General features: G+C 47.8%; 19 protein-coding genes and 1 pseudogene. 12 read left to right on the forward strand and 8 right to left on the reverse strand.

All coding sequences use genetic code 11. The annotated features are described in order from the left end of the window. Together ACN0T0_RS01250 and ACN0T0_RS01255 are read right to left on the reverse strand one after the other, a co-directional pair. Nucleotides 1-849: benzoate/H(+) symporter BenE family transporter (locus ACN0T0_RS01250; protein WP_417222311.1), on the reverse strand; the 849-nt coding region annotated here is incomplete at its 3' end. A gap of 96 nt (nt 850-945) precedes the next feature. Further along, nucleotides 946-1,851 carry an AEC family transporter gene (locus tag ACN0T0_RS01255; RefSeq protein ID WP_417222314.1) on the reverse strand — a complete coding sequence of 302 codons (906 nt, stop codon included), beginning with the start codon at nt 1,849-1,851 and terminating at the stop codon, nt 946-948. Between the two features lie 390 nt (nt 1,852-2,241). Here ACN0T0_RS01255 and ACN0T0_RS01260 point away from each other — a divergent pair. Next, nucleotides 2,242-2,500, forward strand: a pseudogene (locus ACN0T0_RS01260) (hypothetical protein); the annotation flags it as partial. A 52-nt stretch (nt 2,501-2,552) separates the two neighbouring features. Here ACN0T0_RS01260 and ACN0T0_RS01265 read toward each other — a convergent pair. The 3 genes from ACN0T0_RS01265 to ahpC form a co-directional block, all read right to left on the reverse strand. Further along, the gene (locus tag ACN0T0_RS01265; protein ID WP_417222316.1) at nt 2,553-2,846 is read right to left on the reverse strand and encodes a hypothetical protein; all 294 of its coding nucleotides are present in this window, start codon (nt 2,844-2,846) and stop codon (nt 2,553-2,555) included. A 327-nt stretch (nt 2,847-3,173) separates the two neighbouring features. Continuing rightward, nucleotides 3,174-4,736, reverse strand: coding sequence for an alkyl hydroperoxide reductase subunit F (gene ahpF, locus ACN0T0_RS01270; RefSeq protein WP_417222317.1), 1,563 nt, complete (start codon nt 4,734-4,736; stop codon nt 3,174-3,176). 144 nt (nt 4,737-4,880) lie between these two features. Then, nucleotides 4,881-5,438 carry an alkyl hydroperoxide reductase subunit C gene (ahpC, locus tag ACN0T0_RS01275; protein ID WP_215952754.1) on the reverse strand — a complete coding sequence of 186 codons (558 nt, stop codon included), beginning with the start codon at nt 5,436-5,438 and terminating at the stop codon, nt 4,881-4,883. 215 nt (nt 5,439-5,653) lie between these two features. Between ahpC and ACN0T0_RS01280 the strand changes: the two genes are divergently transcribed. Further along, on the forward strand, nt 5,654-5,872 hold the full coding sequence (locus tag ACN0T0_RS01280) for an SDR family oxidoreductase (protein WP_417222321.1): 219 nt from the start codon (nt 5,654-5,656) through the stop codon (nt 5,870-5,872). Here ACN0T0_RS01280 and ACN0T0_RS01285 read toward each other — a convergent pair. Both ACN0T0_RS01285 and ligA read right to left on the reverse strand, forming a co-directional pair. Beyond that, a complete protein-coding gene (locus ACN0T0_RS01285) occupies nt 5,858-6,697 on the reverse strand; it encodes a class III extradiol dioxygenase subunit beta (RefSeq protein WP_417222324.1) in 840 nt (279 codons plus the stop codon). The two genes, ACN0T0_RS01280 and ACN0T0_RS01285, sit on opposite strands and share 15 nt — an antisense overlap. Before the next feature lie 2 nt (nt 6,698-6,699). Next, nucleotides 6,700-7,104 (reverse strand): protocatechuate 4,5-dioxygenase subunit alpha, encoded by a 405-nt coding sequence (gene ligA / locus ACN0T0_RS01290; protein ID WP_417222326.1) that lies wholly within the window; start codon nt 7,102-7,104, stop codon nt 6,700-6,702. A 659-nt stretch (nt 7,105-7,763) separates the two neighbouring features. Between ligA and ACN0T0_RS01295 the strand changes: the two genes are divergently transcribed. From ACN0T0_RS01295 to ACN0T0_RS01335, 9 genes are all read left to right on the forward strand, one after another. Beyond that, nucleotides 7,764-9,317, forward strand: a complete 1,554-nt coding sequence (locus ACN0T0_RS01295; RefSeq protein WP_417222329.1) for an ABC transporter substrate-binding protein — start codon at nt 7,764-7,766, stop codon at nt 9,315-9,317. 154 nt (nt 9,318-9,471) lie between these two features. After that, on the forward strand, nt 9,472-10,446 hold the full coding sequence (locus ACN0T0_RS01300; protein WP_417222332.1) for an ABC transporter permease: 975 nt from the start codon (nt 9,472-9,474) through the stop codon (nt 10,444-10,446). Continuing rightward, a complete protein-coding gene (locus tag ACN0T0_RS01305) occupies nt 10,446-11,396 on the forward strand; it encodes an ABC transporter permease (protein WP_417222334.1) in 951 nt (316 codons plus the stop codon). Before ACN0T0_RS01300 ends, ACN0T0_RS01305 begins: the two co-directional genes overlap by 1 nt. A 3-nt stretch (nt 11,397-11,399) precedes the next feature. After that, nucleotides 11,400-12,392: an ABC transporter ATP-binding protein gene (locus tag ACN0T0_RS01310; protein ID WP_417222337.1), complete on the forward strand. Its 993-nt coding sequence runs from the start codon at nt 11,400-11,402 to the stop codon at nt 12,390-12,392. Beyond that, the gene (locus ACN0T0_RS01315; RefSeq protein WP_417222340.1) at nt 12,392-13,414 is read left to right on the forward strand and encodes an ABC transporter ATP-binding protein; all 1,023 of its coding nucleotides are present in this window, start codon (nt 12,392-12,394) and stop codon (nt 13,412-13,414) included. The genes ACN0T0_RS01310 and ACN0T0_RS01315 overlap by 1 nt, the downstream gene beginning before the upstream one ends. A 99-nt stretch (nt 13,415-13,513) precedes the next feature. Then, complete coding sequence (locus ACN0T0_RS01320; protein WP_417222342.1) at nt 13,514-14,650, forward strand: M14-type cytosolic carboxypeptidase; 1,137 nt, start codon at nt 13,514-13,516, stop codon at nt 14,648-14,650. 57 nt (nt 14,651-14,707) lie between these two features. Further along, complete coding sequence (locus tag ACN0T0_RS01325; protein ID WP_417222345.1) at nt 14,708-15,655, forward strand: LysR family transcriptional regulator; 948 nt, start codon at nt 14,708-14,710, stop codon at nt 15,653-15,655. Further along, nucleotides 15,655-16,977, forward strand: coding sequence for a Xaa-Pro dipeptidase (gene pepQ / locus ACN0T0_RS01330; RefSeq protein WP_417222348.1), 1,323 nt, complete (start codon nt 15,655-15,657; stop codon nt 16,975-16,977). Before ACN0T0_RS01325 ends, pepQ begins: the two co-directional genes overlap by 1 nt. A gap of 98 nt (nt 16,978-17,075) precedes the next feature. Beyond that, entirely contained in the window at nt 17,076-17,282 is a 207-nt protein-coding gene (locus ACN0T0_RS01335) for a hypothetical protein (protein WP_417222350.1), read from the forward strand. An 87-nt stretch (nt 17,283-17,369) separates the two neighbouring features. Here ACN0T0_RS01335 and ACN0T0_RS01340 read toward each other — a convergent pair whose 3' ends face one another. Next, complete coding sequence (locus ACN0T0_RS01340; protein WP_417222352.1) at nt 17,370-18,614, reverse strand: DNA/RNA non-specific endonuclease; 1,245 nt, start codon at nt 18,612-18,614, stop codon at nt 17,370-17,372. 211 nt (nt 18,615-18,825) lie between these two features. On the opposite strand from ACN0T0_RS01340, the gene ACN0T0_RS01345 reads away from it, so the two are divergent. Beyond that, nucleotides 18,826-19,155, forward strand: a complete 330-nt coding sequence (locus tag ACN0T0_RS01345) for a YegP family protein (RefSeq protein WP_417222354.1) — start codon at nt 18,826-18,828, stop codon at nt 19,153-19,155. Nucleotides 19,156-19,196: the final 41 nt, after the last annotated feature.

A 19,196-nucleotide genomic window follows, 5' to 3' on the forward strand; every position in this document is an offset into this window, starting at 1 on the left:
GGGATCAGGGTGTGCATCTTTACCGGTACACAGTGCTGCCGTTATGGCCGCAATGGCGGTCGTGATCCCCCCAAACAATGCGGTGATGAGCGAGATGCCGCCGGTACAGAGAAAGATAGGCCTGGCCGGCGTATTAAACCCCGAGGCTTTGAGGATGGCAAAGCCCGGTAAAAACTGTCCGCTCAGGCTCACAATCACCAAGGGTAAGGCAAGGCTAAGGGTTGCACTGAAGGTGAATTCAGGGGCGATAAAGATCGGTACCGTAAGGTTGAATGACACCGACTGCAGATTCGTTTCACCCAGAGCGATGGCTCCGAGGAGGCCGATGCCTAGCAGCAGAAGCAGGCAGTATTTGGGCAGCAGTCGACGAAAAATAAGGTAGCTACTGATCATCAGAATGCTCAGTTCCGGCATGACCTCGATGGAGAGGAAGGCATTCACACCAAACTGAAATAGGATACCCGCTAGCATGGCATAGGTTATGCCTCGAGGGATGATATTCATAATACGGTCGAAGTAGCCGGAAAAGCCGATCATGATCAGTATGACCGCCGCCGTAATATATGCCCCCACCGCTTCATTTAGTGAAAGTTCGGGAAATAGAGTGATCAGCAAGGCGGTGCCCGGTGCAGACCAAGCGGTAATGATCGGAGCCTTAAACCAGATGCTAAGAAAAATGCCGGATACGGCCGCGCCCATGGAAACGGCCCAAACCCAGGAGGAGATCATCTCGCTGGAGATATCGGCACTCAGTGCGGCTTGGTAGAAAATAACCAAAGGCCCGGAATAGGAGATCAACACAGCCAGTAAGCCCGCCGTAACCGCTGATATTGAAAGGTCTTTTCGCATAAGGGGTACGCTTCCGGTTATTTTATTATTGTTGGTTGTGCTGAGTATACCGCAAGGTGGCGATGCACTCCTGAGCGCTTATTGACGCTCTGCTTGTCAGGCTAATGCCGCCAATGAGATTAGGCTGAATAGCGTGGTCAAAACCAGTAGCTGGGCAATACGTTGGGTATGTATGCCATACAGCATCCCAAAAGAGAATACTGCGGTGGTGATCGGCCCAGCGGAACTGAGCATATAGAGGCTGCTATCTTGCGTTTGTGGGGCAAAGAAGGCCAGGGTGAGCCAAACAAAGAGTGGCAACACAATTAGTTTCAGTCCGGTAAACAGCCAGACGATTTTATCTGGATGCAGTGATATTTGTGATAGCACCACGCCCAGTGCCAGTAGCGCAAGGGGGGCTGCGGCTTTGCCATTAAAACTAATGAAGGTTGCTATCGCATCTGGGAGTTGTATTTGAAGAAGGTTTAGCAGTAAGCCTACTGCGATGGCAATAATCAGCGGCAAACGTGCCACAATGCTAATAACGCGGCCTAATGAGGGGCGCTCTGGGCGGGTCAGTTCGAGGGCAAACAAGGTGCCGGTAAATAACAAAATGGTATCCAAGGTCACAATGGCAATGATCGCGGTAGTATTTTCACTGCCGAACAGGAATTGACTGATGGGTAGTACCAGAAACACATTGTTGACGAAGACGCAGCCGACTGACATCAAAACGGCTTCCTGTTTTTCCAACCCAAGCTTGCGCCCTAACCAGAATGCCAGCGTTATCAGTACGGCCTCAGCCGATAGGTAAGCGCATAGCGGTGCGAGACTAAACTGCTCAATCGGCGCATTGCTGACCAAGCCTAAGACGAGGATGGGGAGAAAAACAGCGGTCGCGACCCAGTTAATGCTCTTCGCCTGCTCATCACTGAGTTTTTTACAGCGGCCTAAATAAAACCCTAACGCCAAAATGGCAAAAACCGGTAATACCGGGTTAATCAGCACCGCTAACATCTGCATCGGTTGTCTCATTTCATTGTTATTTTTATCAATGTGCATGCACATCAAGGCGCAAGCTTAAGGGGGAAGGGCGTGCGACTGCACCCATGATATATGTGTAACTTTATGATCTAAAGCCGTTTTGTGGGTATTTTTTTAGTTGTAGACAGTAGCGTGAAGTGTGGGGGAGTCACTCAGGCAATATCATAACGATCCTATTGGCTGTACTGGTCGTTGTGAATGTCAGTAAAATATGACGAAAGACCTGTGTGATCGATATACATTGTCGATGTGAAAAAGTGGCCGTGGTTGGACGGTAGCTTTTTAGGCTAGCTGAATGTAACGCCGCTGGCGCTTTGATTAGTGACGTATCAAGTAATCAAACGCCCCAAGGAATCTGTTTTATGGGGCTCCTATCTGATCTCTATGATGGAAACGCCGATCAGTATCGGTCTGATTCTTCATGGTTTAACCCACGGTCAGCTATCTGCTTCTTTAACCTATCGGGTAATCGTGATGAAGTGTTCTGTGGGGAGATTGCTATCTCAATTATGAACCAAGCACTTGGAAGACAGAATATCTGGTTAAGGCCATTTTCTATCATTATAGGGTATTGAATGAGCGCTTTTTAAGTGTGCTGACCCGAGCGAAAAGAGCACGTAGTTCTTAGTTCGAAACGATTGTGTCGTTTGCTTGAGGGACGCGACTCGATCGAAAATTCTTTATTCTGTTTTAAAATCATAACGGTTAGCATTCGGGTCACCTTGCTTCATCTTAACGCTGGGTGAACGCACAGAATTCACCTTCTTGACAGCATGACTGCCTTGAACGGAGGTCCCGCTACCACTTGCACTGGGAGCAATCGGTGCTTTTTCATCACAGTGTGGGTGGCACAGTGCGGATTTCTTGATGATGATATCAATGCCTGGGATGGGATCATCGCCGCCAATTGCCAGAGCTGTCGATGAAAATGCGATAGAGATCGCGATGCTAGATAGTAGTAATTTAAGTTTCATGCATGTCCCTATTGTGATTTATATTGCGAGAGCTGAGTGTTCACTCCCTCGTTACTGTTCAGAGTATATAGCATGGATGAATGGAACCTTAAAACAACCTTGTAATGCGAATGCCGCAAGTTCTTTACCGCTGTATCACACGTCACTCGGGCTCGACGGGACTCGCTTGCAAAAGCCAGAGCATGCCACCCGTCATCGATAGGGCTGTAATGAACAATCTGATGGCTATATCACGCTATTGTTCAGGCATAAGGAAGATGGAAAAGCCACCGCTGTTGGGCGGTGGCTTTTTAGATGAATTGAATGCAACGCCGGTTGACGCTTTGATTACTGACGAATCAAGTAATCAAATGCCCCGAGTGCAGCGGTTGCACCGGCGCCCATGGAGATAATGATCTGCTTGAACGGCACGGTGGTGACATCACCGGCAGCAAACACGCCAGGCATACTGGTTTGGCCACGGTCGTCGATAACGATCTCGCCGCGGTTGCTCAGTTCGATAGTGCTTTTCAAAAAGTCGCTGTTGGGCACTAAACCGATCTGGACGAAAATACCGTCTACATTGACAATGTGGCTTTCGTCGGTGGTGCGATCCTTATACGAAAGGCCAGTGACCTTATTGCCATCCCCCAGTACTTCGGTGGTCATCGCCTCTTTAATGATGGTGATGTTAGGCAATGATTCGGCCTTCTTCACCAGTACCGCATCGGCCCGTAAAATATCGGAAAACTCCAATACCGTTACATGTTCAACAATTCCAGCAAGGTCGATCGCGGCTTCGATGCCGGAGTTGCCGCCACCAATGACGGCTACGGGTTTGCCTTTAAATAGAGGGCCATCACAGTGCGGGCAGAAGGCGACCCCTTTGGTTTTATATTGCTCTTCGCCGGGGACGTTCATTTCGCGCCAGCGGGCACCGGTGGCTAGAATCACCGATTTAGCCGTTAAGGTGGCACCGTTCTCCAGTTCGACCTGTTTGATCTGTTGGCCATCAGGCCCAGCTATGTCACGGATATCGACGGCACGCTGGTTCGTCATCACATCGATGTCATACTCTTTGACGTGCTCTTCTAGTCCCGCGACCAGCCGAGGGCCATCGGTTGCCTTAACCGAAATAAAGTTCTCGATAGCCATGGTATCCATCACCTGGCCACCAAAACGGTCAGCGACAATACCGGTACGAATGCCTTTACGGGCAGCGTAAATCGCGGCGGATGCGCCGGCGGGGCCGCCACCGACGACCAGCACATCAAAGGGTGCTTTAGCGGCGAGTGCTGCGGCTAGTTTCTCGTCGGCACTATCATCGACCTTGTTAATAATCTCTTCTAAGGTCATGCGGCCATTGCCAAAGGGTTGGCCGTTTAACATTAGGGTTGGCACTGCCATGATACCGAGTTCTTCCACTTCTTGTGGGAAGACTCCTCCATCGATCATGGTTGCGCTGATGTTGGGGTTCAGTATCGCCATCAAATTAATGGCCTGAACTACATCGGGGCAGTTGTGGCATGAGAGCGAGATATACACTTCAAAATTGAGTGGCTTGGTCAGGCTTTTTGCCTGCGCCTGTAGCGCTTCACTTTCTTTACTCGGGTAGCCACCGGCTTGTAGCAGGGCTAACACTAGCGAGGTGAACTCATGCCCCATCGGCACACCGGCAAAGGTGACTCTGGCGACTTCTCCTTTAGGCGCAATCGCCATGCGGGGTACGCGGCCTGAATCATCGGTTTTGATGTTTAGGGTTATGTTGGCTGATAGCTCAGCGATCTCTTTCGCGAGAGCTTCCAGCTCGTTTGATTTTGGAGTTTCGTTTACAGACACCGTCAACTCAATCGGACTATCGATTTTCTGAAGGTAGGTGCCCAGTTGTTGTTTCATGTTGCTGTCTAACATAAATCACCATCCGGATTGAATTGAGTTAAAAGATATTGAGCGGTAGGTTAAACCCCCCACCATCAACGCTTTTAAGAAGCGTGATGGCGGGTGTCTTTCTTCGGCGATGGGGTAGCCTATAAAAGGCCCGTCATCGCTGGTGGATCAGATTTTGCCGACGAGATCGAGTGATGGTGCTAAAGTCGCTTCACCTTCTTTCCATTTCGCTGGGCAAACTTCACCTGGGTGAGCTGCAACATATTGTGCGGCTTTGATTTTGCGCATCAGGTCGTCAGCATCACGGCCAATACCTTCGGCAGTGATTTCCATCGCTTGAATCACACCTTCTGGGTCGATCAAAAAGGTCGCACGATCCGCAAGGCCTTGGCCTTCACGCAGTACACCAAAGTTGTTAGTAATAGTGGCAGTCTGATCACCAACCATGTAATAGTTGATAGTGCCGATAGCGTCAGAGGTGTCGTGCCAAGCTTTATGGCAGAAGTGTGTGTCGGTAGAAACAGAGAACACTTCAACGCCCATTTTTTTCAGCTCTTCATATTTGCTGCCGAGGTCTTCCAGTTCGGTTGGGCAGACAAAGGTGAAGTCAGCAGGGTAGAAAAAGAAAACAGCCCATTTGCCTAATACATCCGCTTCGGTGATATCGACGAATTCGCCCTGTTTGAACGCTGTAGCTGAGAAAGGTTTGATAGTTGTGTTGATCATGATAGTCACTCCAGTGAGTAATGTGTTTGGGAACGAGATCTATGATGCATCACCGGGGTGTATAGGTTAAATTGATTGTATTTAAAAAGTTAATAGTCAATACCAATCGAATTTAAGTTAAGCGACTTTGATGAGGGAGAGCAGAAGAGAATGCAAATGCATTGATGGCTTGCTCTGAGTGGGGGAGCGCTTAACAAGGGATACGGACCAATGTCGTGGCCCGCAATAGCACACCGGCTGAGCAAGCCAGTGCTATTCTATTTTTAGCCTCAGATGAAGCCGCTTACATTACAGGTCTTGTCTTGCCTGTGGGCGGGGGGATCAGGGGTAATACTCAGAGTGTCAAACGAGGGTTCTCAGACCATAGCGATGATGGCCTGAGAACAAATCAAAAGTACAAACTTGACGATGGGGCTAGATTACTCTGGTTTTAAAACCAGATGACCCACGGCAGTGTTTGAACCTGGTACGTGATAGTGGCGGTGTAACGGTTTAACATGATCGCCCAATGCGCCACGCATAATCAGCCACATAACCATCTCAATACCTTCAGAGCCTGCTTCACGCAGATATTCGATGTGATGCATCTCTCTTAGGCGTTGGGGGTTGGCGGTCAGATCATCTAGGTAGGCGTTATCAAATGCTTGGTTAATTAGTCCTGCCCGTGGCCCTTGTAGCTGGTGGCTCATGCCACCGGTTCCCCAAATTTGTACATTGAGGTCTTCAGGGAAACTCTCTACGGCGCGGGCAATGGCCTCACCTAACATCCAGCAGCGATTGCCTGTTGGTGGCGGGTATTGCACAACATTAACGGCAATTGGTACAACTTTAACCGGCCAAGCATCAGGCTGGCCAAACATCAGTGACATCGGTACGGTCAGACCATGATCAACATCCATTTTATTAATAATGGTCAGATCGAATTCATCTAAGATGCAGGACTGGGCAATGTGCCATGCTAGATCAGGTTCGCCAACGACCGGTGGTACTGGTCTTGGGCCCCAACCCTCATCCGCCGACTGATACTCTTCAGCGCAGCCGATAGCGAAGGTCGGGATTATATCCATCGAGAAGGCGGACGCATGGTCGTTATACACCAGAATAACGACATCGGGTTTCTCGTCTTTTAGCCACTGCTTGGTCCAGTCATAGCCTGCAAACAGGGGTTGCCAATAGGCCTCTTCGGTTTTGCCGTTATCGATGGCCGCGCCAATGGCGGGGACATGACTACTGGCGATGCCTGCGGTAATTCTTGCCATGATTAATTTCCATCCTTTATTGAGCGCAGGCCTTCTGGCGAGCGGCCGCCGGCGATCATCATTGCTTGGTAGTCTTCTGGGGTCATGCCGGTCATGGTGCCGACCGCTTGTAAGAAGCTTAAGCCATCGGTTGAAAATACCTTGGCTAAAAAGTAGATGTTGCCGCCTTCATCGAGGGCTGCATTGTAATCACGATTAAGAATGGTCTGTTTCTGAGCTTCAGTCATTGCCCATTCATCGAGGTAGGCTCGCTCATCCGCTTTAAAGCGTTCGCGGTTTTCCGGTGTCATCAGACTCATGCAAAACTGATTTAGCCAATAGCCTTTCCGGCCTCTTTGGGCGGTATACACCCGGGTGCCGGGTATGTCTTCAAACTCGGCAAGATACTCATGAATTGATTGTTTCATTATAATTTTCTCATTTTTCACAGCGATAGAACGTGCATCGCTCGCCCAAACAACTCATTGTCGCGAGGCGATTAATCAAAGCGCTAAACGAATTTCTTCCTCACTCTAGAGGTCTCCCCGAAGGTAGTCAGATAGCTAAAACGATGGATGGAAAGAGTATAGGGTATCGAAAAGGCTAACCCAATAAACAGAAAGGCCGTATATGGCATGTCAATCATTCAATTTTTGCGCCGGGCTATAAGTAATCAGCTTTGCTTGAACCATCCCTGTGTATTATCCCGTTTTGATACAGTACTGCAGAGCTTAGTCCGTCGATGATTAAGGCCTAAAGGCGACACAATTGTGGCTAGATTATCGCTGTCATTCATACCCAAAAGCGCACTACTAAATCTCATTTTATGAGGGTTGTGATCGGTTGGTTATCAGTGAAATACCAATATAGTTTTGATGTTACTTTTATTTTTAGATCTTTATTTCTGTGTCAAAGTGCTGAGTTATTATTTTAATTTACTTTAAAAACAATTAATTAAATGGCTATTTAGATTGTGTATAGGCCGACTTGTAATCTCAATTGGTATGCTGACAGCGTTCCGGTAGTCTGGTTTGAGTCCTAATGACTATGAAGACCCCTAACAAAAACATTAACAAGGGATACCGAGATGAAAAAGACCTCTTTGCTATTTGCAGGTGTCGCACTTGCGTTAAATATAGCCAGTGCTCAGGCTGCTACGTTAAGAATGGCCTATGATGCAGACCCTGTTTCTCTTGACCCATATGAACAGCTTTCAGGCGGTACGCTGCAGCTTTCTCATATGACCTATGACCCATTAGTTCGTTGGGATAGGGATTTAGGCTTTGAGCCGCGTTTGGCGGAAAAGTGGGAACGTATTGACGATAACACCATGCGTTTCCATCTGCGTAAAGGCGTTAAGTTCCACAGCGGAAATACGCTCTCGACAAAAGATATTGAATTTACCTTTAAACGCTTACAAGACTCCCCAGACTTTAAAGGTGTGTTTGCGCCGTTCAAAGCTCTCAATGTTATCGATGATTACACTTTTGATTTAGTCACCGCTAAGCCATTCCCGCTCGTCCTCAATAACATGACCTATCTGTTCCCGATGGATAGCGTTTTCTTCTCTGGTGAAGATGCTAATGGTAAGCCAAAAGACTTGCTCGTTAAGCATGGTGATTCGTTTGCCTCACGGACTATTTCGGGTACCGGACCGTTCACAGTTTCTTATCGCGAGCAGGGGGTAAAAGTTGAGTTTGCGCGTAACCCGGATTACTGGGATACCAACTCCCCGGGTAACGTTGATAAGATTGTCTTCACACCGATCAAAGAAGCGCCGACCCGGGTAGCGGCTCTGCTGGCAGGAGATGTCGATTTTATCGCCCCAGTGCCACCGACGGATCATAAGCGTATTGAAAGCAGTGATAATGTTGATCTGGTCACCATGAGTGGCACACGCATCATTACCTTTCAGATGAACCAAGAGCGCAATGAAGCCTTTAAAGATGTACGCGTTCGTCAAGCGGTTAACTATGCGATCAACCAAGAGGGCATCGTTAAGAAAATCATGAAGGGGTTTGCGACGCCTGCGGCACAGTTCTCTCCTAAGGGCTATTTAGGTTATAACCCTGCCTTAACGCCACGTTATGATCTTAAAAAAGCGAAAGCGTTGATGGCCGAAGCGGGCTATAGCGATGGTTTCTCAATCACCATGATGGCACCTAATAACCGTTATGTGAATGATGAGAAAATTGCTCAGGCGGTGGTGTCTATGTTGGCAAAAATCAACATCAAGGTTGATTTGAAAACCATGCCAAAAGCACAGTACTGGCCTGCCTTTGATGAGCGTGCTGCTGATATGATGATGATTGGCTGGCATTCAGATACTGAAGACACCAACAACTTCTTTGAGTTTTTGTCTGCCTGTGCCAATAAAGAAACAGGTGCTGGACAATACAACAGTGGTAACTACTGCAATCCTAAAGTTGATGCGATGATGGCTGAAGCGAATGCAATGACTGACTCGGTCAAACGTGCCAGCTTGATGCAAGCGATGGAAAAAGCCGTCTATGACGATGCTGGCTTTGTGCCACTGCATTGGCAGAACCTCAGCTGGGGTGCGCGTAAAGGTGTAGATATTGCGCCTATTGTTAACGGCATGAACTTCCCCTATATCGGTGACCTTGTCATCAAAGAGTAACGCGCTTTAGTTTAAACCTCGCGTTTTGTAATGCCTGTTTACAGCTTTATGTATTCAGGCATTACTATAGCCTTTGGGGAGCGTTGCCCCCCTAAAATAATAAGCAGATAACCTGGCGTTGGAACAACAACGCCAAACCCTAAGGCTGATCATCATGATTGCGTTTTTTGTAAAACGGTTTTTTCAAGCGGTTGTTGTGATGTTTGTCATCAGCCTTATTAGTTTTTCTATTCAGGATAACTTAGGTGATCCTTTAAGAGAGCTAGTAGGGCAATCCGTTTCAGAAGAGGAACGTCAAGCGTTGCGTGAAGAGATGGGCTTAAATGATCCCTTTCTGGTGCAATATCTGCGTTTCGCTAAAAAAGCAGTGCAGGGTGACCTTGGTGATTCCTATTTTTTCAAGAAACCCGCGTTTGACGTGATTATGAAAAAACTACCGGCGACATTGGAGTTAGTCTTTGGCGCCACCATTATTATCATTCTTTTTTCAGTACCGACTGGTGTGTACTCTGCGATAAACCCCCAGAGTTGGTTTTCAAAAACAGTGATGGGCTTGAGCATCGTCGGTATATCGATTCCAGTATTCTTGACGGCGATAGGGCTTATTTACCTGTTTGCCATTGAGTTGAACTGGCTACCCTCCTATGGGCGTGGCGAAACCTCCAACCAGTTAGGTTGGGAAACCGGCTTTTTGACGGTCGACGGTTTAAAACACCTGATATTACCGAGTTTCACCTTAGCATCCATTATGTTGCCGCTGTTTATTCGCCTGATCCGTTCAGAAATGATGGAAGTGTTGCAGTCTGAATATGTGAAGTTTGCTTGGGCTAAGGGGATCTCCCCAAGACGTATCTACTTTGTACATGCGCTCAAAAATACCATGTTGCCGGTTATTACGGTGGGCGGCGTGCAGATAGGCACCATGGTGGCTTACACCATTTTGACCGAAACGGTTTTCCAATGGCCAGGTATGGGCTTTTTGTTTCTTGAAGCGGTGAATCGCGTCGATACGCCATTGATTGTGGCTTATTTGATAGTGGTGGGTGCCATCTTTGTTGTGACCAATACCTTGGTTGATCTTATTTATGGTTTGGTTAATCCGACCGTTAAGCTGGCAGGTAAAAAATAATGTCTGATTCTAGTTTAAAGATGGAACAGTCGCCGACCGCTTTACAGCGTTTTAAAGCATCGCACTTTTGGCATAGTTTTAAAATTGACCGGGTCGCCCAGCTAAGTTTTTTGATTTTTTTAGCCTATGTGGTACTGGCTGTCTCCGCTTCATTGATCGCACCGTATGATCCATACGATGCCTCTCAAATTGATATTATGAATTCAGAAATACCGCCTAGTTGGCAAGAGGAAGGTGAAAGCGACTTTCTTCTGGGCACCGACGCGCAGGGCCGGGATATGCTGTCGACCATTCTCTATGGCACACGGGTGTCCTTGATGATTGGGCTTTGTGCGGTGGCGTTGCAAGCACTGTTGGGGATTGTTATCGGCTTGACGGCGGGTTATATCGGCGGGCGGGTCGATAGTTTCTTGATGCGTATCGCTGATATTCAGCTGTCTTTCTCGACGCTCATGGTCGCTATTATTGTGTTGGCGGTGTTTCAGGCAACCTTCGGCACCGAACTGTATCAACAGCTGGCCATGATCATGTTGATTTTGGTGATCGGTATTGCCGAGTGGCCGCAATATGCACGTACGATTCGTGCTTCGGTGTTAGCCGAGAAAAAGAAAGAATATGTCGATGCGGCGCGGGTGATGGGTTTTGGGCGGCTAAGAATTATGTTTCGCCATATTCTACCGAATACACTGTCGCCTATTCTGGTGATCTCGACCGTGCAGATAGCCAATGCGATTATCTCGGAAGCCTCGTTGTCTTTTCTAGGGCTCGGAATGCCGGTTTCACAGCCTTCGCTGGGGTCGCTGATTTCCAGCGGCTTTGAGTATATTTTTTCTGGTGTGTGGTGGATTACCGTTATTCCTGGCGTTGTGCTGATTGTGCTTGTTCTGGTGATGAACCTGCTAGGCGACTGGATGCGCGATGTTCTTAACCCAAAACTGTATAAGGGGTAACGCATGCCGTTATTAGAAGTTAATAACTTAGAAGTATGCTTTGGCCTTCGCAGTGGCGCGGTTAAAGCGTTGCGTGATGTGAGTTTTACCCTCCAGCGCGGTGAACGCCTTGGCGTGGTAGGAGAGTCCGGTGCGGGCAAATCCGTCTTGGGCTTCTCGATTATCAATCTGCTATCACGCCCCGGCCATATCTCATCCGGCAGTGTTCATTTTGAAGGTAAAGATCTGGCAAGTTTAGCCCCAGAAGAGCTACGCTCTATTCGCGGCAATCGCATCTCGATGATTTTTCAAGACCCGATGATGACCCTCAATCCGGTGCTGACCATCGGTGTACAGATGGTCGAGTGTCTTTTAGCGCATCGCAAAATCTCGAAGGCGGATGCTAAACGTATCGCCCTGAAGAAGTTGCAGCAGGTGCAGATCCCCTCACCGGAAAAACGTTTGGATCAATACCCCCATGAACTCTCTGGTGGTATGCGTCAACGTATCGTGATCGCTATCGGCTTATTGCTTGATCCTGACATCATTATCGCTGATGAACCCACCACCGCGTTGGATGTCACCATCCAAGCGGAAATTATGGATTTGATGCTGAATCTGTGTGAGCGAAATAATGTGGCATTGATCCTCATTACCCATGACTTGGGCGTTGTTTCGCAGGTAACTCAGCGTATGTTGGTGATGTATGCTGGGCGTATTATCGAGCAGGGGCCGACGAAAGAGATCATCAATGATGCACAGCACCCCTATACGCAAGGGCTTATGAACGCCTTGCCGCAAATGGCGCTGCCGGGCCAGAAGCTGAATCAAATCAAAGGCACGATGCCGCCTTTACAACGTATTCCTAAGGGCTGTTCGTTTAACCCTCGGTGTGAATATGTCATGGATATCTGCAAACAAACACTGCCGTCTTTCACTCAGTCGGGTAACTGTCAGGTTGCTTGCCATATGGTAGCTGAACCCATGCAAGATAAATTGCTGATTAAAGAGGTCTGATGATGGCAGAGCAAGCTAATTCACTGGTACAGATCCGAGATTTATATAAACGTTTTTCTATCTCTGGCGATTTGCTAGACCAGTTGCAATTTAAGGGTGGCAAGTTAACCCGTCATCGAGAGTATGTGCATGCCATCAATGGGGTTTCTCTTGATGTGATGCAGGGCGAGGCCTTGTGTGTGGTCGGTGAGTCTGGGTGTGGTAAATCAACGGTTGCCAGAACGGTGATGGGGTTACTCTCGCCGACCGCTGGGCAGATTGCTTATCGAGGCGAGCGTATTGATAACTTGAGCGATAAGCAGATGTTGCCTTATCGTAAAAAGATGCAGATGATTTTTCAGAATCCCTATGCCTCGTTGAATCCGCGGATGACCATTGTCGAAACCTTGCAAGAGCCGATTAAGTTTCATAATCCGTCGATGACTAGCGGTGAGATTCAGGACAAAATCGCCGAGGTAATGTTATCGGTCGGGGTTGACCCTAGTTGGGGGGAGCGTTATTCCCATGAGTTTTCGGGTGGCCAGCGACAGCGAATCAGCATAGCCCGTGCGTTAGCGGTTAATCCTGAGTTTATCGTGGCCGATGAGCCTATTTCAGCGTTGGATGTGTCAATTCAGGCGCAGGTGCTGAATTTGATGATGGATGCACAGGAACAGCGTAATTTAACTTATCTGTTTATTACCCACGACCTTTCGGTGGTCGAGCATTTTGGCACCCGTGTGGCGGTAATGTACTTAGGTTCACTGTGTGAGCTGGCATCAACTAAACAGCTATTTTCTAGCCCTCGTCATCCCTATACACAGGCGTTGATGTCGGCTATTCCGCGTTTAGAAGATGACCGTCCCGACTACATTAAGCTAAGCGGCGAAGTCCCCACGCCCGTTAACTTGCCTTCTGGCTGTGTGTTTCATGGCCGTTGCCCCCATGCTAACGAGCGCTGCAAGCAGGAAATTCCCGTACTGACGCTGCTTGATGATGGTACTCAGGTAGCTTGCCATGGTGTCGAAGAGGGTCGTCTTTAAATGGGGCGCTTAAGCCGATAAAGTAGCGATAATGACGTTTAAATATCGCGCTACTTGTTTTTAAAAAATTGTTATAACCTTTTTTATATAGGCATGAGCATGCTCAAGATCAGCAGCCAGTTTGATGCGGGCAATATTGAGGTTGTCGAAGCTTCATCGTTACAAAATATTCAGCTTAGCATTCGCAAAGATCAGCATTCAGATTTTTTTCAGTGGTTCTATTTTCGCGTGCAAGGCGGTCAAGGTGAAGCGCTGAGAATGCGTCTAGTGAATGCTGGTGAGGCGGCTTATCCCGATGGTTGGGATGATTATAAAGCGGTGGCTTCTTATGATCGTCAAACCTGGTTCCGGGTGCCGACCGTCTATGAAAATGGTGAATTGATCATTGAGCATACACCAGATCAAAACAGTATTTATTATGCGTATTTTGCCCCTTATAGCTTTGAACAGCACCTTGATTTAATCGCTGCGGCGCAGCAGTCTTGGCGCTGTGAGGTTGTCGATGTCGGCAGCACCTTAGACGGTCGAGATATTAATCTGTTGCGTATAGCGCCCGATGAATCAGCCGCTGACCATCGAATGAATATCTGGATAACGGCACGCCAGCATCCAGGCGAAACCATGGCAGAGTGGTTTGTCGAAGGGGTGTTAGAGCGTTTGCTTGACGAAGACGATGCACTGGTCAATTGGTTATTAGAGCGTTGTGTTTTTTGGCTGGTGCCGAATATGAATCCTGATGGCTCTGTTCGAGGGCACCTGCGTACTAACGCTGCCGGCGCTAACCTCAACCGAGAATGGCAAACACCGAGCTTAGAAAAAAGCCCTGAAATTTTATTTGTCAGAGATCAGATGATGGTTCATGGTGTCGATCTGTTCCTTGATATTCATGGTGATGAAGCGTTACCGTGTAATTTCATTGCTGGGCAAGCAGGCGCGCCCGATGTGACGGATAAAATCTTAGCTGAAGAAGCGCAGTTTGTTGCAGAGCTTTGTCGTGTTAACCCAGATTTTCAAATGGACCGGGGATATGAGCCGGGTAAGTTTGGCCCAGAGACCCTGACGGTGGGTTCATTTTGGGTTGGCCACCATTTTAAGTGCCCAGCGATGACGATAGAGATGCCGTTTAAGGATTACGATAAACGTCCAGACCCTGTTTATGGTTGGTCTCCTGAACGTTCTCGAAAACTGGGTGCATCTATATTGCATCCCATTCAAGATTGGCTGGCGACGCGCTAATAACATTAGGGATAGGGATAGGGATGTGGGGTGGATAATGTTCGGAGCATATAGCGCATGGAACTGAGGTGGCTTGATGATTTTATCGCCTTGGCTCGTACACGCCATTTCTCACGAGCAGCGGAGGAATGCAATGTCACTCAGCCAACCTTGAGTCGTCGCATCAAGTTGCTTGAGGATGAGATGGGGGTCACACTGATTGATCGAAATACCCTGCCATTGAGCTTAACGCCCGCCGGTGAGGTGTTTCTATCAGGCGCTGAGAATATGTCGCGTATTGCACGCGAGACCAAATCGCAATGCCGTGAAATACGCAAACAAGTCGAAAGCCGTTTGCGGTTTGCCACCACCCAAACCCTGTATTTGCTATTTTATCGCAACTGGTTAATGCCGGCTTCTGAGCGGCACAGCACGCCGGTGGATTTGAACCTGAATTCAACCTCTTGGGCCGCCAGTGATTTTGTCACCGCGTTAACACAGGGGAAGTGTGATCTGGTGTTGTGTTACTGGCATCCATTGACCCATGTATTTCAAGAGCTGGAAGGGCCGGAATTTGAACACATCGTCGTCTGTGAGGAGGAGTTAGTGCCGGTTACAGGATTAGGGGAGGATAATCAGCCTCTGTTTCAGCTACCGGGCAGCTCCCGTAATCCGCTTCCTTATATCAACTATCACGCTAGCTCATATTTAAGGCCATTGGTTGATCATTCGCTATTGCAGGTAGAGCAGCCTCCACACTTGGTGACCATTAATGAAAATATGCACTCGGTGAATGTCAAAGCGATGGTAAAAGAGGGCTTTGGTGTGGGGTGGTTACTGAAGCGTTTGGTGAGTGAAAGCCTAGCGTATAACAGCCTTGCCTTGGCAGGAGATGAGCAATGGAATATCCCGCTACAAATTCGTTTATACCGTTTAAAAAATAGCCACCGTACAACGCTCGATTCTTTTTGGCGAAAGCTGAGTGAAGAGCTAGAAACCGATGGTCTTATAGAGGTGCCGAATTAATGACAGAGTTTCTGTTTAAAGATCACTTAGCGATTCTGCAACAACGCAGTGCCGATCTATTAGCGCAAGAGGCGCTGGATGCCCTGCTGATTCACTCAGGCAGTAGTAAAAACTACTTTCTCGATGACTATGCCCCAGCGTTTAAGCCCAATCCACACTTTGTACAGTGGATGCCGTTTCTAACCGAACATCCCGAATGTTGGCTGCTCATCAAACCCGGTAGTAAGCCGAGTTTATATATCTACTCGCCGGATGATTTTTGGCATATGACCGCATCAACGCCCACGGGCTTTTGGTGTGAGCTATTTGATGTGCAGTTATATACGGACCGCGCCGCTCAGATAAAGCAGATGAAGGTCAAGGGTGAGGTTGCTTTGATCGCTGAAGATTATATCGAGTTTTTACAGTGCAAGGTGCAGCATAATCCCGAAGCATTGATGCACGCCTTGCACTATCGACGCGCCGAGAAAACGGCATGGGAGCAGCACTGCATTCGTGAAGCTAACGCTATCGCCGTTAAAGGGCATCGTTATACTCAGCGTGGTTTCTTAGCAGGATTGAGTGAGTTTGAATTGCACCAAGGTTATCTGAGTGCTACGGTTCATCTTGAAAAAGAGTTACCGTACAGCAATATCGTCGGCCTTAATGAACATGCTGCGGTATTGCATTATCAGTATAAAGATCGTATTGCTCCCCCACAGATGCGTACTTTATTGGTTGATGGAGGGGCGGTATATCACGGTTATGTCGCCGATATTACCCGCACGGTAAGCCAAGGTAATCAGGACTTTCAAGCGTTGTTGTCTGCGATGGATCAAGCACAACAGGCGCTGATTGAAACCATTAAGCCGGGTATCTCGTTTGTTGCGCTGCATGAAACGATGCATCAGCAGCTGTTTGCGATGCTGTGTGATGCCGGCATTGTTAAGCATGATTCGCTGCTTAGCCCTTCTGATCAACTGATCATCACCCGCACTTTCTACCCACATGGCTTAGGCCATTTATTAGGCATACAGGTGCATGATATCGGTGGTTGGCAGCAGGACAAGCATGGCCTAATGGCCGCACCGCCGGAGCCGCATCCCTTTTTACGCTTAACGCGAACGCTGACTGAAAATATGGTCGTGACGATTGAGCCGGGCTTATATTTTATTCCCTTACTGCTGGAGCAGTTGAAAGCTACCGCGCTAGCCAATCACATCAACTGGGCGTTAGTAAACCAACTGATACCTTGGGGAGGCATTCGTGTTGAAGATAATGTCTGCGTGACGGCTAATGGGGTCGAGAACTATACTCGTGATGCTTTTAATGGATTAAATTAACAGCGTATCAAAACCTTAAAAAAGCCGCGCCAAAGAGCAGCAAAAAAGCACAGCACTAAAGCTTTGCACAAAAGCGTGGCACAAAAGAGTAGAGGGTTATGGCAACTGACAATAAGGCCGATCATCCAACCGATGATAGTTTTAGCTATGATGACGAGCAACGGCACAAACAGGTTGATGATCCGTTAGCCGCCATTAAAAAAATGCGTTTAGAGCAGTTGGCGGTATGTCGCCTAAAAACAGAGAAAGAGCTGCAAGCGATGCAAGACAAAGCTAACAAGAGTCAGGGTAAAACCTCGAGCTAAAGCGTTGTTATCGCAAATTATCGCAAAGGGTGGGGCATTATTGATTCCCCAGCCCTGAGCGCTGTGTATTGATTGGTGTCGGTCGGTTCAGATATTGAGGGTATCCCGTGGGCTTAGAAAGAGCACCGGTTTGCCTTTTGCTACCATCTCTTCTGTGTAGTTGACCCAGTCAATTCTGGCGCCCTGTTGATCATACAATTTGATAATATCACCCTTATTGGACAGCCTTAATGGCGATAGCTTTCTCAGTATAACGGAGCAGCCCGGTTGTAAGAGGGTGTTATCAATTAGGCTGGTTAAAGGGATGGTTCTATCTGAGTTATCCGCGAGTTGCCAGCCGGCAAGGTCAATCTCTGTTGCGCCAAGGTTTATCAAGCTAACCCATTCATGACCCGAATCAGTTCCGACGGGGTCAACTAATGCGGCACAGATGAAAATATCACAAATATCATCATGAACCGTTTGCCGAGTTTGTCCTTTGGCTAGGATATCGGCGGGTTTAGCTATTTCAATATTCTCTGGAAAATGACTGACATTCTCTTCAGCGGTGACATGATCGCCGGTGTAATACAATGGGTTGGCTTGATAAATTCGGTTATCGAAACGTAAACCGGTTAGCGCCTCAATCTCACTCACGGTCACTTGATAGTGTTGGTTATTGTAACGGGACCGTCCTTTTTTATCGCTCAGGGCCTCTTCATCTTGATAAATAATAAAGGCACGTACGTCGAGGCTATTGGTGTTTTTATTGATGAAACAAACAATCTTAAAAAAGCCGGCGGGAATTAACGCGGTTTCTCTACCTGAAGGTCTTACCGTCCTATCGTTTGCGCCGTAAAAAGGTCCCGAGAATGAGGTGATTTTGCCATCGGTATCAAGATCGAGATCGAAAACCCAATCCTCTAAACCGCGCCACTCATCTCGGTTGAGGTTTTCATGCTGTAAACAACTGTTTGAGTAGTAGAAGGTTTCATTTGCCGCATATTGAGCATCTCTGGCGGTTTCGCCCTGTGCTGCCGAGGTTCTTTTGGCCATGTGGCCTTTATCCCACGGATTACTCGCGTAATAAGCGTTATCCAATTGGTGACTGAAACCAATACGATTATCTATTTTCCAGGCATCCGAGCGAGTGGTATTTTTCAGGTTACTTTGATCAATATTGAGGCAGACGATCACGGCTGATCGCTTTACTTGGGCACTATTCATAATGATTGAATAGTTGGGGTAGTCGAATACTTTGCCCACATCCAGCACTTCTTGGGATAGCTCTGTTGAGAATGTGGGTAGCGGTAAGACGATGCCTTTCAGAAAATCTTGACGGTAACCTTGCATCGGGCTCTCCCTAGACGTTATTTCCAGCGCTACAGTTTAAGCGCATAAAAAGCCTAGCCGTTGTTGGAGAAAGAGCAACGTTAAACTCGCTATAGACTAATGATTGATCAATTTTTGGCTGTTTTTTACACATTATCATCAGAACTGAGCTATACCGAATGACTCGTACTGACGAAATGCTAAATAACGATAAAGGGTAAGGAGTGTGGATATGGCTGCAAAATTTGAGATATATGAAGATAAAGCGGGTGAGTTTAGGTTTCGTTTAAAGGCGGGGAATGGCGAAAACATCGGTGCTTCTGAAGGCTATAAGGCTAAAGCGAGCGCCAAAAATGGTGTTGAATCCGTCAGGAAAAATTCGGTGTTGCCAGAACGGTTTACGGTATTTGAAGGAAAGAGTGGTAAGTGGTACTTCAATCTTAAAGCCGGCAATCATGAAATCATTATGACCAGTCAAGGGTATACAACGGAAGCGGGGGCTAAGTCTGGCACTGAAGCGGTCACTCGTGCTGCGCCAGAGGCCGAAGCGGTAAGTGTCTAAAGGGTATTTTAATCAGCGGACATAAGGGCCTTTAACAGCCC

It is taken from the genome of Amphritea sp. (genome assembly GCF_048266285.1).
Taxonomy (GTDB): Bacteria; Pseudomonadota; Gammaproteobacteria; order Pseudomonadales; family Balneatricaceae; genus Amphritea.

Excerpts from the sequence above, each read along its gene's own strand:
- ACN0T0_RS01285 (WP_417222324.1), bottom strand. The coding sequence starts at position 6,697 with ATGGCAAGAATTACCGCAGGCATCGCCAGTAGTCATGTCCCCGCCATT.
- ACN0T0_RS01320 (WP_417222342.1), top strand. The coding sequence starts at position 13,514 with ATGCTCAAGATCAGCAGCCAGTTTGATGCGGGCAATATTGAGGTTGTC.
- ACN0T0_RS01255 (WP_417222314.1), bottom strand. The coding sequence starts at position 1,851 with ATGCAGATGTTAGCGGTGCTGATTAACCCGGTATTACCGGTTTTTGCC.
- ACN0T0_RS01315 (WP_417222340.1), top strand. The coding sequence starts at position 12,392 with ATGATGGCAGAGCAAGCTAATTCACTGGTACAGATCCGAGATTTATAT.
- ACN0T0_RS01325 (WP_417222345.1), top strand. The coding sequence starts at position 14,708 with ATGGAACTGAGGTGGCTTGATGATTTTATCGCCTTGGCTCGTACACGC.
- ACN0T0_RS01340 (WP_417222352.1), bottom strand. The coding sequence starts at position 18,614 with ATGCAAGGTTACCGTCAAGATTTTCTGAAAGGCATCGTCTTACCGCTA.
- ACN0T0_RS01295 (WP_417222329.1), top strand. The coding sequence starts at position 7,764 with ATGAAAAAGACCTCTTTGCTATTTGCAGGTGTCGCACTTGCGTTAAAT.
- ligA (WP_417222326.1), bottom strand. The coding sequence starts at position 7,104 with ATGAAACAATCAATTCATGAGTATCTTGCCGAGTTTGAAGACATACCC.
- ahpF (WP_417222317.1), bottom strand. The coding sequence starts at position 4,736 with ATGTTAGACAGCAACATGAAACAACAACTGGGCACCTACCTTCAGAAA.
- ACN0T0_RS01265 (WP_417222316.1), bottom strand. The coding sequence starts at position 2,846 with ATGAAACTTAAATTACTACTATCTAGCATCGCGATCTCTATCGCATTT.
- ACN0T0_RS01335 (WP_417222350.1), top strand. The coding sequence starts at position 17,076 with ATGGCAACTGACAATAAGGCCGATCATCCAACCGATGATAGTTTTAGC.
- pepQ (WP_417222348.1), top strand. The coding sequence starts at position 15,655 with ATGACAGAGTTTCTGTTTAAAGATCACTTAGCGATTCTGCAACAACGC.
- ACN0T0_RS01305 (WP_417222334.1), top strand. The coding sequence starts at position 10,446 with ATGTCTGATTCTAGTTTAAAGATGGAACAGTCGCCGACCGCTTTACAG.
- ACN0T0_RS01300 (WP_417222332.1), top strand. The coding sequence starts at position 9,472 with ATGATTGCGTTTTTTGTAAAACGGTTTTTTCAAGCGGTTGTTGTGATG.
- ACN0T0_RS01345 (WP_417222354.1), top strand. The coding sequence starts at position 18,826 with ATGGCTGCAAAATTTGAGATATATGAAGATAAAGCGGGTGAGTTTAGG.
- ahpC (WP_215952754.1), bottom strand. The coding sequence starts at position 5,438 with ATGATCAACACAACTATCAAACCTTTCTCAGCTACAGCGTTCAAACAG.
- ACN0T0_RS01310 (WP_417222337.1), top strand. The coding sequence starts at position 11,400 with ATGCCGTTATTAGAAGTTAATAACTTAGAAGTATGCTTTGGCCTTCGC.